This is a genomic window from Pantoea sp. AG702, from assembly GCF_003182295.1.
GTDB classification, from domain to species: domain Bacteria; phylum Pseudomonadota; class Gammaproteobacteria; order Enterobacterales; family Enterobacteriaceae; genus Pantoea; species Pantoea ananatis.
The window spans coordinates 71,513-87,068 of sequence record NZ_QGTU01000003.1; the positions used below are offsets into that span (position 1 = coordinate 71,513).

A 15,556-nucleotide genomic window follows, 5' to 3' on the forward strand; every position below is an offset into this window, starting at 1 on the left:
GGGCGGCGCGATGCCGCCCTTAGCCCTCTTACTGCTGTAAATTTACCTGCCAGAGAGCAAATCCCGTCTCGTCATTCCCTGTTGCCTTCATTGGATACTGCGCATGCTGTTGAATAAAGTGCGTGGCTTTATCACCGGGCGCGGTTTCAAAGCGAATATCAAGGGGCTGTGCAGCCTTGATCGTCGCCAGCCGCCAGTTATTGTCAGCCTGAGGGCGCACTTCACCCTGCTTTTTGGTTTCTGCGCTGATATAGGCCGCCAGGATAGCGCGGTTTTCATCCGGTGAGGCAAAAGCAATGTACTTGTCGCCCGTGCCCGCGAATTTACCGCTGTAGGCCCGGTAGTTATTGGTCGCCACCAGGAAGGTCGCTTTAGGATCGATGGGTTGCCCCTGCCAGCGAAGATCCTTAACACGTGAGGCATCAGGATGAATCAGTTGGCACTCTTCGTCATAACGGGCCGGCTGTGTCACATCAATCTGGTAACTCACACCGTCGATCACGTCGAAGTTATAGGTGCGGAAATTCCAGTTGATTAACGATTGCGTTCGGGTGCTGGTCGGATCGATCTGATTAAACTGGCCTGCGGAGCATTCCAGCCACTCTTTTACCTGCTCGCCGCTCACTTTCATCACCACCAGCGTATTGGGATAGAGATAAAGATCCGCCGCATTGCGGAACGTCAGGTCACCTTTCTCCACTTCCACGTAGCTGGCAGGATCGTTCTTACGTCCACCGGCTTTAAACGGCGCAGCGGCCGACAGCACCGGCAGCGTTGCCAGATCGGGATCGCCCTGAATAAAATGCTCCACGTAGGCGCGCTGAGCGTTATTCACAATCTGAACGGTGGGATCGTCCTGAACCAGCGACAGGTAGCTGTACATCACGTCGGCGGATTTTCCGATGGGCTGAGCGACAAACTCGCGGGTGGCATGGTGATCGTCTTTCAGGACGTTAACCAGTGCCGGATCTTCTGCGGCCAGCGATGTCTTGTTTGCGGTGTCATAGACAGGGCGCGCCTGTGCGGTGCCGTGAGTAACGTGCCAGCGGCCACCTGCGTTGCTCAGCGCCAGATCCACCACGCCCAGATGATCGCCCCACATGCCCGGCATCACCGCAGGAATACCGTTAAGGGTTCCTTTCTCAATATCCGCACCTTTAATCCGTGCAAACTCCTTGCCCGGGAAAACGGCGTGCGCATGGCCAAACATAATGGCATCAATGCCTGCGACCTCGCTGAGGTAATAAACAGAATTTTCAGCCATGGCCTGATAAGGTTCGCTACTCAGACCGGAGTGGGCAAGGGCGATAACAACATCCGCGCCTTTAGCGCGCATCTCTGGGACATAGCGACGTGCGGTTTCTGTGATGTCATCCACCCGCACCTTGTCGTGCAGGTTGGCTTTATCCCACACCATAATTTGCGGCGGGACAAAGCCGATATAGCCCACCTGCAGGGTATGTGTTTTACCCTCACGATCGGTCACGCGGGTCGGTTTAATCAGGTAGGGCGTAAACAGAGGCTTACCGCTTTTCAGATCGATAACGTTCGCATTCACATAGGGGAAGCGCGCGCCAGCCAGCGCTTTTTGCAGGTACGGCAGGCCGTAGTTAAACTCATGGTTGCCCAACGTACCGACGCTGTAATCAAGCGTATTCATGGCTTTATAGACAGGATGGATGTCGCCCTGTTTGAGCCCTTTTGCGGCCATATAGTCGCCCAGCGGGCTGCCCTGAATAAGATCGCCATTGTCTACCAAAACGCTGTTGGTGACTTCCTGACGCGCTGCATGGATTAACGAGGCGGTGCGCACCAGACCATATTTTTCCGTGGGCGTATCTTTGTAGTAGTCGAAGTCCATTATATTGCTGTGCAGATCGGTCGTTTCCAGCACGCGTAAATCCACGGTGGCTCCCTGTGCTGCAACTGAAACGCTCAACGCCAGTAACATCATTCCCGCCTTAAACATGCTCGCTCCCAAAGCTAATAGATCAAGGCTACAAAAATAATGTAAAACTCTGATGAAAGGGCAGATTAAATCGTGATGAAGATAACGTTTTGAGTCAGCCGCACGCTGGGGTCGGGCGAAACGCGTTGCAGGCTTTGTAAAAGGATATCGTTGCCATTTTTTTCTATTATGTTGATATACCTGAAAAATGATTCAGAATGTTTGCCTGAAATCAGAGATGAACGTGAAGCTGCTAGACTGTATTCCAACGGGTATGACAGTTAACGCGTAGCATTCTCATACATGAGGTGGAAAATGTTAGAGCAAATAAGCCAACTGGCGCGTGAAGCAGGCGACGCGATTATGCAGGTCTACAACGGTTCCGTTCCGACAGACGTTTCTCACAAAGCGGATGATTCTCCTGTCACGGCGGCAGACCTGGCCGCTCATGATGTGATTGTGTCGGGCTTAAAACAGCTGACACCGGATATTCCGGTACTATCAGAGGAAGATCCGCCCGGCTGGGAGGTTCGCCAGCACTGGCAATGTTACTGGCTGGTTGACCCGCTGGATGGCACCAAAGAATTTATCAAACGTAACGGCGAATTTACCGTGAATATTGCGCTGATTGAGCAGGGCAAACCGGTAATGGGCGTGGTTTATGCCCCCGCGCTGGGCGTGATGTATTCCGCCGCAGAGGGCAAAGCCTGGAAAGAAGAGAACGGCGAGCGACAACAGATTCATGTGCTTGATGCGCGTCCACCGTTAGTGGTGGTGAGCCGTTCGCACAACGACGACGACGAGATGAAAGAGTACCTCAAGCAACTGGGGGAACATCAGACGGTGGCAACCGGGTCATCACTGAAGTTTTGCCTGGTGGCAGAAGGGAAAGCACAGCTCTATCCGCGCTTTGGGCCAACCAATATTTGGGATACCGGAGCGGGTCATGCCGTTGCCGCGGCCGCGGGTGCTCACGTTCACGACTGGCAGGGAAGAACACTGGACTATGCACCGCGTGAATCTTTTCTTAATCCCGGCTTTCGCGTCTCGCTGTTTTAACCCAGTGCGGGAGGCGCAGCCCTCCCGCTTCCCGCCTTCAGTCCTGCAACAGCGATTTTAATAAGCTCATCACCTGCTGCACCTCCTGCTGAGAGAGCGCCCCGTCTTTAACGTATTTAACCTGACCCGTTTTATCCAGTACCACAATAGCCGAGCCGCCCTGCTGTAATTGCCAGGCGTGCTGCACATTGCCATTGCTGTCGACGATAAACTGCGACCAGGGATACTGCTGCTTATTACTGTGAATACTGCTGCGTACGAACATGCTGGTGCCAGGAATGGCATCATCGGTATTAACAATGGTGGTGGTCTGATAGCGGTCGTGAGGCAATTTCGCTGCCTTGATAGCTTCAACCAGCGCCGCGTTCATCTCTTTCGCGGATGAGCGCCCGGCAATATGCTGTACTACGCGGACTTTTCCGCTCAGCTGAGCGCTGTTCCAGTTTTTATAACTGAATTTTTCCTGCTGTAAAATCAGCTCGCCTTTGTCGTTGACGCCCACTGCTGGCACACGTTTGCCCAGCTCAATGTTATGCGCCAGCGCGCTAACGGGAATTAACAACGATAAAGCCAGTGCTGCCAGTGTTGCACGCATCATTATTCTCTCCAGTGATCAGACCAGTTAGTCATTCCACTGTCATATTAAGTAGGGATGATGCGGCTGTCTCAAAAAGCTGTCAGCTTTGCTATCGACAACACAATTCTTTAACCAATGAAGGTTTACACTGAATAGTGAAAAGTAAATAACAGAGTATTCTGTAATGTTGTGTCAGAACGGTAAAAAAATTTATTTCTTATCGTGCGAAGCAAACAGAGTGTTCTATAGTTTATCTCGAATTCGCGCTTCATGGATCCGTACCGAATTTGGCAACGGTGAAGCGTGCTTAAAAATTAAGGAGTTAATCACTATGAAAATCTTCCAGCGCTATAATCCACTACAGATAGCAAAATATGTTAAGACGCTGTTTAAAGGAAGGTTGTACATCAAGGATGTTGGCGCATTCGAGTTTGATAAAGGTAAAGTCCTGATCCCACGGGTCAAAGACAAACAGCACCTGAGCGTGATGTCAGAAATTAACCGCCAGGTCGTTCGTCTCAAGCTAGAGTTCAACTAAATAACAGGGCGCCGTTGGCGCCCTTAGTGTTTCTACTCTTCGGTTTTTGCCACATTCAGCATCGGCGGGCGTTCATCAATCCGCGTCACCAGTAGCTGGTCAATTCGGTAGCTGTCGATATCCACCACTTCGAACTTGTAACCGGCAAACTTCACAAAGTCTGTGCGCTTCGGGATTTTGCGCAGCATATACATCATAAAGCCGCCAATGGTTTCGTAGTTACCTGACTGCGGAAAATCATCAATATCCAGCACGCGCATGACATCATCTATCGGCGTACCGCCTTCCACCAGCCAGGAGTTTTCGTCACGTGCGACGATTTGCTCTTCCATGCCCTGGCCCACCAGGTCGCCCATCAGCGTGGTCATGACGTCGTTAAGCGTAATGATGCCCACCACCAGCGCGTACTCGTTCATGATGACCGCAAAATCGTCACCCGCCGTCTTAAAGCTTTCCAGCGCCTCAGATAACGTCAGCGTATCGGGCACAATAAGCGCCGATCGGATCTGAACCCCGCTGTTCAGCGCCATGCTCTGATTTCCCAGCACGCGCAGCAGGAGCTCTTTAGAGTCGACATAGCCCACAATATGGTCAATATCGCCATTACAGACCAGGAATTTAGAGTGAGGATGTTGAGCGATTTTGGTTTTCAGGCTGACTTCATCTTCGTGCAGATCGAACCAGACAATGTTTTCGCGTGAGGTCATGGAGGAAGGGACGGTACGCGACTCCAGTTCAAACACGTTCTCAATGAGTTCGTGCTCCTGCTTACGCAGCACACCGGCCAGCGCACCGGCTTCGACAACCGCATAAATATCGTCAGAGGTAATATCGTCTTTACGCACCATCGGCAGTTTAAAAATGCGAAAGAAGACGTTGGCCAGACCGTTGAACAGCCACACCAGCGGGCGCATCACCAGCAAGCAGAAGCGCATGGGATTGATAATGCGCAGGGCGATGGTTTCGGGCGCGATCATACCGACGCGTTTCGGGGTCAGGTCGGCAAACAGAATAAACAGGCTGGTCACGATGGTAAACGAGCAGATAAAGCTAAGCTGTTCGGCAAGTTCATGCGACATAAAGCGGTTAAACAGGCTGGAAAACGCGGGCGAAAACGCCGCATCACCGACGATACCACCGAGGATCGCCACGGCATTCAGGCCGATTTGCACCACGGTAAAGAACATGCCGGGTGTTTCCTGCATTTTCAAAACGCGCTGAGCGTTGATGTTGCCTTCGTCGGCCAGAAGTTTCAGCTTAATCTTGCGGGCGGCGGCCAGCGAGATTTCTGAAAGAGAGAAAAAAGCACTGATTACGATCAGTAGCAGAATGACAAGTAAGCTATCAAGCATATGAGATCCAAAGAGTTATTCACTTGTCATTTTTGGCCTGGGCAGCGTGCGGTTTAGGCGGTCATTCCCTGTGCTGGTGACGCAAGGGGAGCTATCCGTGCCAAAAATGTCTGCGCCCATTTAACACAATGCGTGAGCGTCGGGGCAGAAATGAAGACAGGCGGGATGCCTGTGGTGGGTGATTATAGCAGCAGCGACGATGCCGCCGCCAGAGGGCAATCGGTGGCGTCCTGTGAGGCCATCGGGCAGTCTGTCATCAACCGCCCGGTCAGGCGGACAAACGGCAATGGCGCCTGCGACGTAACAACATCGTTGTAACGTAAGTGGGTTTTGCCGACAATAATGCTCAATTTGACTTATAACTCGTTGTACACTGCCAGTTAGCAAAAAGTGCGGCTATGATGAGTGAGTTGCCGTCGCGATCGTATCGGTAACGAGGATTAACACGCGCCCTGTGGAATGGGGCAGGCATGACAGACAGGAGTACAGGTGCCACGATTTTATGTTTATTGCATGGCGGGTTTGCTACTCGTCGCGCCCGCCTTCGGGGCAGCGCCGGTTCGACTACAGCTGGAAGGGCTAACCGGAGAACTGCAAAAAAACGTCAGGGCACGCCTGTCGACTATTGGCAGCGATGAAGTCACCAACGATGGCCGCTTTCGCTCCCGCGTATCCGCGGCAATAAAAGAGGGGCTGCGTGCGCTTGGCTATTATGAGCCGGATATCGACTTCGTATCCCGGCCCGCGCCACCTCAGGGCGGCCGTCCGGTGTTAATCGCCCGCGTCACGCCCGGTCAGCCGGTAAAAATTGCGGGCAGTACGATTATCGTCACCGGCCAGGCTAAAAACGATGCGGACTATAAAAACTGGATCGCGCAGGGGCGCCCCAAAGTCGGAACGGTGCTGAATCACGGGCAGTACGACAAATTCAAAAGCGGCTTCACTAACCTTGCCCTCCGTAACGGCTATTTCGACGGTGAGTTTGAGAAAAGCGAGCTGGGCGTTTCCGTTGCGCGCCACGAAGCCTTTTGGGATCTCGATTACAACAGCGGCCCGCGCTATCGTTTTGGCAATGTCAGCTTTGAAGGTTCGCAGATTCGCGAAGCCTATTTGCAAAATTTAGTCCCTTTTAAAGAGGGCGATTACTACAGCTCGCGCGATCTGGCGGAGCTTAACCGCCGTCTTTCTGCGACCGGCTGGTTCCAGTCAGTTGTGGTTGCGCCTGAGTTTAAGCAGGGACGTAAAACCAAAGTCCTGCCCTTGAATGCGGTGGTATCGCCCCGCGCTAAAAACACCATCGAAGCCGGTGTCGGTTATTCAACCGATGTCGGACCGCGCCTGAAAGGAACGTGGAGAAAGCCCTGGGTTAACGATCGCGGTCACAGCATGGTCGCCAGTGCCTATGTCTCTGCCCCCGAGCAGCAGGTCGATCTCAGTTATAAAGTCCCCTTGCTGAAAAGCCCCCTGGAGCAGTACTACACGTTCTCGGGCGGCCTGAAGCGTACCGACCTCAACGATACCAAGGCGGACACCAGTACGCTGGCGGTATCACGTAACTGGGACAGCAGCAGCGGCTGGCAAAGAGCCCTTAATCTGCGCTGGAGCCTGGACCACTTTACACAGGGTAACGTCACTAACACCACGATGCTGCTCTATCCCGGCGTCAGTCTCAACCGCACCCGTTCGCGCGGGGGCTTAATGCCCACTTGGGGCGACTCGCAGCGTTATTCCGCCGATGTGTCCGATACCACCTGGGGATCGGATGTCGATTTCTTGATCCTGCAGGCGCAAAACGTCTGGATCCGCACACTGGGCGAAAAGAACCGCTTTATCGCGCGCGGCACAGTGGGATGGATTGAAACCAACGACTTCGACAGGGTGCCGCCGGACCTGCGTTTCTTCGCCGGCGGGGATCGCAGCATTCGCGGTTATAAATACAAAAACGTTTCGCCCCGTGACAGTGACGGCAAACTGACCGGGGCCTCAAAAATGGCCACCGGTTCGCTGGAATATCAATACAACGTCAGCGGCAAATGGTGGGGTGCGGTGTTTATTGACTCCGGTGAGGCCGTTAATGACATCAGTCAAAGCAATATCAAAACCGGTGCCGGCATCGGCGTACGCTGGGCATCACCCGTGGGGCCCATTAAGTTTGATATTGCCCGCCCTATTGGCGACAGCGAGGAGCATGGTGTGCAATTTTACGTAGGATTGGGGCCTGAATTATGACGCGCTGGAAAAAGGTCCTGATTGGCTTTTTGATTTTTTTAGTGCTGCTGTTTGCCGGCCTGGCATTTTTGATTGGTACAACGCCGGGATTACATCTGGTGCTGAAGGGCGCTACGCGCTGGGTGCCGGGGCTATCCATCAACAAAGTGGACGGTGGCTGGCGTAATCTTACCCTCAGTGGATTGCGCTATGAGATGCCTGGCGTCAGCGTTAACGCGGGCAATATCCATCTGGCCGTGGATCTTAACTGCCTGCTGCACTCGTCTGTTTGTGTGAACGATCTTACGCTGAAGGATATCAGCGTGGTGGTCGACAGCAAAAAGATGACGCCCTCCACCGCGCCGCCGGAAGAAGAAAGCGGCAAGACAAACCTCAGCACGCCCTATCCGATCGCCCTGCGCCACGTGGGCCTGCACAATATAAACGTGAAAGTGGATGATACCGCTATTTCGCTGGTGGATTTTACCACCGGCCTGCAGTGGCAGGATCGTGCGCTGACGCTCAATCCCACCCATATTCAAAGCCTGCTGATTGCGCTGCCGAAAGCGGCGCAGGTGGCAAAAGAGCAGGTGGTGCAGCCCAAAATACAGCAGCCGAAGCCCGACGAGAAGCCGCTGGGCGAAACCTTACAGGCGATGTTTGCCAAACCGCTGTTGCCTGAACTGCCCGACTTTCAGCTTCCGCTGGACATTGATGTACAGGACATTGTGGGCGAGCAGTTGCGGATTACTGGGGATACCGATATTACGGTGAGCCGATTGCAGGTGAAGGCAAAAACCCTCGACCGGCATATGCAGTTGCAAAAGCTGGCGGTGGATTCAAACCTGGGCAAGCTGAACGGCAGCGGTCAGGCGACGCTGGCCGACAACTGGCCCGTTGATTTGGCGCTAAACGGTGACGTGAACGTTGATCCGGTGAAAGGCGAAAAGCTAAATCTGACAGTAAAAGGCGCGATGCGCGACGAGTTGAAACTGGCGCTAACGCTTTCAGGCCCGGTGCGCGCGCAGCTCGATGCCAGCGCCCAGCCCGCCGTTATTGGGCTTCCGCTGGCGCTCAACCTGACCAGTCCGCAGTTACGCTGGCCCCTGACCGGGCCGGTTCAGTATCAGGCCGACGATCTTCACTACCAGTTCAACGGCAAGGCGACTGACTATGTCATGTCGCTCCGTACGTCGGTCAAAGGGGAGTCGGTGCCGCCTGCGACGGTCGCCCTGGAGGGGAAAGGCAACGTTCAGCAGTTCAGTCTGGATAAGCTGCGTGTGGCGGTGTTACAGGGCAACGTTGATCTGACAGCGCTGGTGGACTGGAGCAAAGCGATCAGCTGGCGCAGTGAGTTGACGCTGGACGGCATCAATACCGCACGCCAGTATCCTGACTGGCCGGCAAAGCTGAACGGCAACATTACCACGCGCGGCAGCCTGTATGGCGGCAGCTGGCAGGTCAGCGTACCGCAACTGATGCTAAAAGGTAACGTTAAGCAGAATGCGGTCAGCGCAGAGGGGACCTTAAGGGGCAACAGCTACAACCAATGGGATATCCCCGGCATCAAAATAGCGCTGGGACGCAATCACCTGGAGATAAAAGGCAGTCTGGCAGATAGCCTGAACCTGGATGCCAACGTTGATGCGCCCCGTCTTGATAATGCACTTCCAGGCCTGGGCGGCGTGGTGAAAGGGGATATCAAAGCACGCGGTACGCTGAAAGCGCCACAGTTGCTGGCCGATCTTACCGCCACGGGTTTACGCTGGCAGCAACTGCTTGTCCGCCGCATCACCCTGAAAAGCGACGTGCGCTCCAGCGATCAGATCGCCGGTAAACTTCAATTGCGGGTTGAACAGCTAAAACAGGATGCACTCAACATCAGCCTGCTGACGCTCAATGCCGAGGGTGATGAAAAGCAGCACCAGCTCAAACTCAACGTACAGGGTGAGCCGGTATCAGGACAGCTTGCGCTCAACGGCAGCTTTGACCGTCAGACAGAGACGTGGAAAGGCAGCCTTAATAATACGCGTTTTGACACGCCGGTGGGTGAATGGCGACTGACGCGTGCGATGACCATTGACTATTTTAATCAGAAACAGAGCGCGACGATCGGCCCCCACTGCTGGCAAAACCCCAATGCACAGCTTTGTGTGCCAGAGCCCATTGAAGCCGGCCCCAGTGGTCATGCTCACGTGGTGTTAAACCGCTTCGATCTGGCAATGTTGAAACCCTTCCTGACCGATCAAACGCAGCTGAGCGGCGTGTTCAGCGGTGATGCCCGCGTCAACTGGACGGCGGAGGGTAAACTGCCCGTCGGCACGCTGGCGCTGAAGAGTAACAACGTGAAAGTCGCGCAGGATGTGCAGGGCAATACGCTGCCCATCGCCTTTAACACGATTAACGTTAATGCGGCACTGCGGGACGGACGGGCTCAGCTCGACTGGCTGATTCGCATCGTGAATAACGGTCAACTGGACGGCAATGTGCAGATTACCGATCCGCAGCAGCGCCGTACGCTGGGCGGCAACGTGAATATCCGCAACATCTCCCTGGCAATGATCAACCCGGCGTTGATGCAGGGCGAAAGCATCAAAGGCAATCTGAACAGTAATCTGCGTCTGGGAGGAACGGCACAGCAGCCGCAGATTTTTGGTCAACTCGGCCTCAAAGATGTGAATGTAAAAGGCAACTTCATGCCGGTGGATCTCACCAGTGCCAGCCTGAATATGGTGTTTAACGGCATGAGTTCGACGCTGAATGGCCTGCTCCAGACCGCACAGGGCAACATTAACCTGAGTGGTGATGCGGACTGGAGTCAGTTGGATAACTGGCGTGCGCGCGTTGCCGCTAAAGGCAGTCGGGTTCGCGTCACCGTGCCGCCCATGGTGCGCATGGACGTTTCCCCGGATGTGGTCTTTGAGGCTACGCCAGCCGCCTTTAACCTTGACGGCCGGGTGGATATCCCATGGGCGCGCATCACGGTACAAGAGGTGCCAGAGAGCGCCGTGGGCGTCTCCTCTGACGAGGTGATGCTGGATAAGAACCTCAAACCGATTGAGCCTAAAACCGCCTCAATACCGATTAACAGTAACCTGACCATTCACGTCGGAAACGACGTACGTCTGTCGGCCTTTGGACTAAAAGCCCGGCTCAATGGCGATCTGAAAATGGTGCAGGATAAATCCGGACTGGGGCTTAATGGACAGATCAACATTCCATCCGGCCGTTTCCATGCCTATGGTCAGGACTTGATCGTACGCAAAGGTGAACTGCAGTTTGCAGGCCCGCCAGACCAGCCTTATCTCAACCTGGAGGCGATTCGTAATCCGGATGCAACAGAGGATGGCGTCACCGCAGGGTTGCGCGTCACGGGGCTGGCAGACGAGCCAAAAGTAGAAGTGTTCTCCGATCCGGCGATGTCACAGCAGGAAGCCCTTTCATACCTGTTACGGGGTCAGGGACTGAAAAGCGACGGTGACGGTAACGCACTAACTTCGGCGTTAGTCGGCTTAGGGGTTGCACAAAGTGGGCAGGTTGTGGGTAAAATCGGCGAGACGTTCGGTGTAAGTAACCTTGCTCTCGACACCACCGGCGTTGGCGACAGTCAACAGGTGCAGGTCAGCGGCTATGTACTGCCGGGTCTACAAGTAAAATACGGAGTGGGCATTTTTGATTCACTGGCAACGTTAACCTTGCGTTACCGCCTGATGCCCAAACTCTATTTGGAAGCCGTGTCCGGTGTGGATCAGGCTCTTGATTTGCTTTATCAGTTTGAGTTTTAGCAATGCGAATAATTGTCTATGGCAGTTTACGGCGCAAACAGGGAAACAGTCACTGGATGACACACGCGCAATGGTTGGGTGACCATCAGATTGAGGGCTATGAGCTTTACAGTCTGGGTCACTATCCCGGCGTGATTACTGGCGAAGGAACGGTATATTGCGAAGTATACCGAATTGATGCCTCCATCCTCGCCGAGTTAGATGCGCTTCGCACCAAAGGCGGAGAATACAAACGTTTTCTGATTCAGACGCCGTTTGGGAGCGCGTGGCTTTATGTTTATCAACGTTCAGTTTCAGGACGTCAGCGCATTATGAGCGGCGACTGGCTGAAACGTGAAGAGGAGCAGGAAAGCGATTAATTCGTTGGACTCACCAGCCAGTTAAGCTGAATGCCATTCAGATAAAAGGGTTCATGATCTTGATGAACCCTTTTATTCCTGTTTTCAGGCGACTCTCCAGCCTGCCTCATTATCATTTCTTCACAGGGTTCCCATACAGGACGATATTACGGTAAGCCATGAGGATGTGGTCATGTCGATGTGCCATGGAGAACGCATTGCGCATAATCAGGACTATGACCTGTATAAGTATCGCGATCGTTTAACCGTCGATTTCACATTAAAGGGATGCCAGCACTAACAGGCGGCCAGCCCGCAACGAAGCAGCTGAACAACGACAAAAAAATACAGGCCCGTAGCAGGGCCTGTATGTATGACAAAGGAAATGTCGTTTGCCTTTTGTCCTGTGCTGAAAAGCGGTAGGGCGTTTCAGCGCAAGGGGATTTATTTCTTCGCCGCACGCTCGAAAGAAGAGATGATCTCAGCTTTCGCTGCTTCAGCGTTATCCCAGCCGTCAACCTTAACCCATTTGCCTTTTTCCAGATCTTTGTAGTGCTCAAAGAAATGGGTGATCTGCGCACGCAGCAGCTCTGGCAGGTCGTTCACATCTTTAATGTGATCGTATTCTTTGGTGAGCTTGGTATGCGGAACGGCAACCAGCTTGGCATCTTCACCTGACTCGTCGGTCATTTTTAATACGCCAACCGGGCGGCAACGGATCACTGAGCCTGGCTCCAGTGGGTACTGGGTAGGAACCAGCACGTCTACCGGATCACCATCCAGTGACAGGGTATGGTTGATGTAACCATAGTTGCACGGATAGAACATCGCAGTGGACATGAAGCGATCTACAAACAGGGCTCCAGAATCTTTATCAACTTCATATTTGATCGGATCGGCATTGGCCGGGATCTCAATAATTACGTAGATATCTTCTGGCAGGTCTTTACCTGCTGGCACCTGGTTCAAACTCATCGGGAATTCCTTCAGTCGTCGTGTGTTGAGTGTTGGCTATTATAGCCAACTGACTGTGAAAGTACGCCCCCTTTTTGGCGTTTCGGAATGCTCCTCGACGCTATTTGGCCGTGATGAACAGGGAAACAATGCCCGCAGCAATCAATGGCCCTACCGGGACGCCGCGGAAAAACGCCACACCAATCACCGTGCCCATCAACAACCCGCCAATGACCGAAGGTTGCACGCTCATATAGCTGACGCCACGGCCGCCCAGCCAGGCGACAAAAATACCCACCAGCACCGCCACAATGGATTGCCAACTGGCAAAGGACTTGATCAGGGAGGAGGCGGGCAACGAACCGCTGGCGAGCGGGGCCATGACCGCCACCGTAAGGATGATAATGCCTATCGTAATGCCCTGTTTTTCCACGTAAGGGAAGAACTGCGCCAACGGGGTCAGTTTGATGGCCAGCAGAATCAATATAGAAAGGGTGACGGCGGTGTTGTGGACAAAATAGCTCAGTATGGCAAGGCCGATTAATATCAGCGTAGAGGCATAAGCAGCCATGATTTTTCCCTGCAGGTAAAAGACAACATTGGCAAAAAGCCAACAACGGACTGACATTAATCAACAATCGTCGGGGTTAGCGCAACTGCCATTGGCCAAAGATTGCAGTTGTAACGTTTGATTGCGTACCAGGGCTGTACTCTGCGCCGCCAGCGCAACGGGACCAAGGGTGCCCTGCGTATTCAGTTGGCTGCGGCTCGCCGCTAACCATGCCTCACGGTATTTCATCCATGCGCGCTGTGCGGCACGCAGTTTTTCTCTGGGCTGTCCGCTTAATTTTTTCATCAATGCACTGTACTGCGTGTTCATTTCCTTATCCCATTCCTGGGTCGCCGCATCCTGGCATTGCATCAAGGCCAACGTGGTATCAGCTTGATTAAGGCATTGATTTAATGTGACATCAATAGTGGACTGCTCCGCAACTGCCGCGTTGCAGCTGAAGAGTAACAGCAACACCCATCTTCTTTTCATGGATTTCACCTTTTGTTTTTTTAACACAATACCTTCAGATTCATTAACAGATTAGCGGTAATGGATGGGTTAATCATTCACTGGCGCTAAAGTTTACGAATCGCAGTGCCGATACTTTCTCCGTTTAAGGGTTGTCGAAATTTTTTTCGCCTTTTACTACTCATACGGAAACGATCAAGATGAAACAGTTATCACTACGCACGGGGTTGCTGGCGTTGCTGGCATTCATGACACTGCTGCTGTTGGCGGTGAGTGTGATGGGCATTGTGGCCATTAATAAAGGTAACCGTTCTTTGGATGTGATCAACCGCATTCAGGGAATCGAGTTAAACAGCTTGTATCAAAGTAATGCCGATTTAATGCGCGCACGGGCCAGTGCTGCGCTGGCGGTGCGTAAAATTGAGATTGGTTTACTGGATGAGGGCGCGCAGGTCACCAAAACGGCGCAGGCTGATGTCGCGGCATCGCAGCAGAATCTTAAGCGATTTGTCGATGCCGGTACCGTGACCGCTGAAGGGAAAATTATGGCCGATGCCATCGCATCCAGCTATAAGGACTACCTCGATCAGGGCATCCTGCCAATGATGAAGGCGCTGGATAAACAGTACAACGATGAATACTACCAGCTGCTGGAAGGCAAGCTGGAGCCGCTTTCGGCGAAATACAGCAAAGCGGTAGAAACCTTCGGTAAAAAAGCCGATGAGATTACCCAGGCGCAATTAGTTGAAGCCCAGCGCAATGAAATCATGATGAAAGTGCTGATAGCCGTGGCCGTCGGACTCTCGTTGTTGCTGCTGGTGCTGGCCTGGGTGCTGTTGCGCCGCATGCTGCTGATTCCGCTAAACAACGCGATCATCCATCTTGAGCAGATTGCGGCGGGCGATTTGTCCCAGACGTTGCCGCTGGCGGGCAATAATGAGTTGGGGCGCCTGAACAATGCGCTGGCGGGCATGCAGCATGCGTTGCGCGAATCGGTTAATCAGGTGCGCGAAGCCGGCCTGAAAATTGATATCGGTAGCCGTGAACTGGCCGCCGGCAATGTCCATCTTTCCCAACGTACCGAAGAGTCAGCGGCATCGCTGGAGCAAACGGCGGCCAGCATGGAGCAGCTAACTGCAACGGTCCGTCTTAACGCCAGCAATGCCCAGCAGGCCCATCAACTGGCTAACGCCGTGTCTGACAGTGCCGATCGCGGCGCAGAGGTGGTGAATTATGTTATGGAAAAAATGCATGAAATCACCGACAGCGCTAACCGTATCGGCGATATCCTGAGCGTCATTGACGGCATTGCTTTCCAGACCAATATCCTGGCACTGAACGCGGCGGTGGAAGCGGCACGTGCCGGAGAGCAGGGGCGCGGATTTGCCGTGGTCGCCAACGAGGTTCGTACGCTGGCACAGCGCAGTGCCAGTGCGGCGAAAGAGATCCGTACGCTGATCGGTGATTCACAAACGCGCGTCAAAGAGGGCAGTGAAATGGCGACGCGTGCGGGTGAAACAATGGATGAGATTGCCGCTGAAGTTATGCGGGTTACGGCCCTGATGAAAGAGATTTCCATGGCGTCAGAAGAGCAGAGCCGGGGAATCGATCAGGTGAATCACGCGGTCACGCAGATGGATGAAGCGGCGCAGCAGAACGCGGCGCTGGTAGAACAGGCAACGGCGGCGACCCATTCACTGGAGTCGCAATCCGAGCAGCTCCAGGCGGCGATGGCGCAGTTCAGGCTGCAGCAGTCGTAACGCAAAAAGGGCGCGT

Annotated in this window: 13 protein-coding genes; 6 read left to right on the top strand and 7 right to left on the bottom strand. The window is 53.6% G+C overall.

What is annotated here, in order from left to right:
- Window positions 1-28: 28 nt before the first annotated feature.
- Window positions 29-1,969 (bottom strand): bifunctional 2',3'-cyclic-nucleotide 2'-phosphodiesterase/3'-nucleotidase, encoded by a 1,941-nt coding sequence (locus DFO57_RS09850; RefSeq protein ID WP_042677605.1) that lies wholly within the window; start codon window positions 1,967-1,969, stop codon window positions 29-31.
- Between the two features lie 294 nt (window positions 1,970-2,263).
- Here DFO57_RS09850 and cysQ point away from each other — a divergent pair, with 294 nt between their 5' ends.
- Window positions 2,264-3,007, top strand: coding sequence for a 3'(2'),5'-bisphosphate nucleotidase CysQ (gene cysQ / locus DFO57_RS09855; RefSeq protein WP_110015310.1), 744 nt, complete (start codon window positions 2,264-2,266; stop codon window positions 3,005-3,007).
- A 37-nt stretch (window positions 3,008-3,044) separates the two neighbouring features.
- Here the strand turns inward: cysQ and DFO57_RS09860 are convergent, their stop codons facing one another.
- The gene (locus tag DFO57_RS09860; RefSeq protein WP_024471139.1) at window positions 3,045-3,602 is read right to left on the bottom strand and encodes a YtfJ family protein; all 558 of its coding nucleotides are present in this window, start codon (window positions 3,600-3,602) and stop codon (window positions 3,045-3,047) included.
- Between the two features lie 313 nt (window positions 3,603-3,915).
- On the opposite strand from DFO57_RS09860, the gene DFO57_RS09865 reads away from it, so the two are divergent.
- A complete protein-coding gene (locus DFO57_RS09865) occupies window positions 3,916-4,122 on the top strand; it encodes a DUF1107 domain-containing protein (protein WP_003855513.1) in 207 nt (68 codons plus the stop codon).
- Between the two features lie 32 nt (window positions 4,123-4,154).
- Here DFO57_RS09865 and DFO57_RS09870 read toward each other — a convergent pair whose 3' ends face one another.
- The gene (locus DFO57_RS09870; RefSeq protein ID WP_013027381.1) at window positions 4,155-5,474 is read right to left on the bottom strand and encodes a hemolysin family protein; all 1,320 of its coding nucleotides are present in this window, start codon (window positions 5,472-5,474) and stop codon (window positions 4,155-4,157) included.
- Window positions 5,475-5,656: 182 nt separating this feature from the next.
- Entirely contained in the window at window positions 5,657-5,824 is a 168-nt protein-coding gene (locus DFO57_RS22670; protein ID WP_158279690.1) for a hypothetical protein, read from the bottom strand.
- Window positions 5,825-5,987: 163 nt separating this feature from the next.
- On the opposite strand from DFO57_RS22670, the gene DFO57_RS09875 reads away from it, so the two are divergent.
- From DFO57_RS09875 to DFO57_RS09885, 3 genes are read left to right on the top strand one after another with little or no spacing between them, the layout of a single operon-like run.
- Entirely contained in the window at window positions 5,988-7,703 is a 1,716-nt protein-coding gene (locus tag DFO57_RS09875; protein WP_014594713.1) for an autotransporter assembly complex family protein, read from the top strand.
- A complete protein-coding gene (locus DFO57_RS09880) occupies window positions 7,700-11,467 on the top strand; it encodes a translocation/assembly module TamB domain-containing protein (protein ID WP_110015311.1) in 3,768 nt (1,255 codons plus the stop codon). The genes DFO57_RS09875 and DFO57_RS09880 overlap by 4 nt, the downstream gene beginning before the upstream one ends.
- Before the next feature lie 2 nt (window positions 11,468-11,469).
- Window positions 11,470-11,826 (top strand): gamma-glutamylcyclotransferase, encoded by a 357-nt coding sequence (locus tag DFO57_RS09885; protein ID WP_013027378.1) that lies wholly within the window; start codon window positions 11,470-11,472, stop codon window positions 11,824-11,826.
- 423 nt (window positions 11,827-12,249) lie between these two features.
- On the opposite strand, the gene ppa is transcribed toward DFO57_RS09885, so the two are convergent.
- The 3 genes from ppa to DFO57_RS09900 form a co-directional block, all read right to left on the bottom strand.
- Window positions 12,250-12,780, bottom strand: a complete 531-nt coding sequence (gene ppa, locus DFO57_RS09890; RefSeq protein WP_013027376.1) for an inorganic diphosphatase — start codon at window positions 12,778-12,780, stop codon at window positions 12,250-12,252.
- 100 nt (window positions 12,781-12,880) lie between these two features.
- Window positions 12,881-13,330 carry a DUF441 domain-containing protein gene (locus tag DFO57_RS09895; RefSeq protein ID WP_022622414.1) on the bottom strand — a complete coding sequence of 150 codons (450 nt, stop codon included), beginning with the start codon at window positions 13,328-13,330 and terminating at the stop codon, window positions 12,881-12,883.
- A 60-nt stretch (window positions 13,331-13,390) separates the two neighbouring features.
- Entirely contained in the window at window positions 13,391-13,801 is a 411-nt protein-coding gene (locus DFO57_RS09900) for a lysozyme inhibitor LprI family protein (RefSeq protein WP_024471137.1), read from the bottom strand.
- A gap of 179 nt (window positions 13,802-13,980) precedes the next feature.
- On the opposite strand from DFO57_RS09900, the gene DFO57_RS09905 reads away from it, so the two are divergent.
- On the top strand, window positions 13,981-15,540 hold the full coding sequence (locus DFO57_RS09905; RefSeq protein WP_014594710.1) for a methyl-accepting chemotaxis protein: 1,560 nt from the start codon (window positions 13,981-13,983) through the stop codon (window positions 15,538-15,540).
- The last annotated feature ends 16 nt before the right edge of the window (window positions 15,541-15,556 follow it).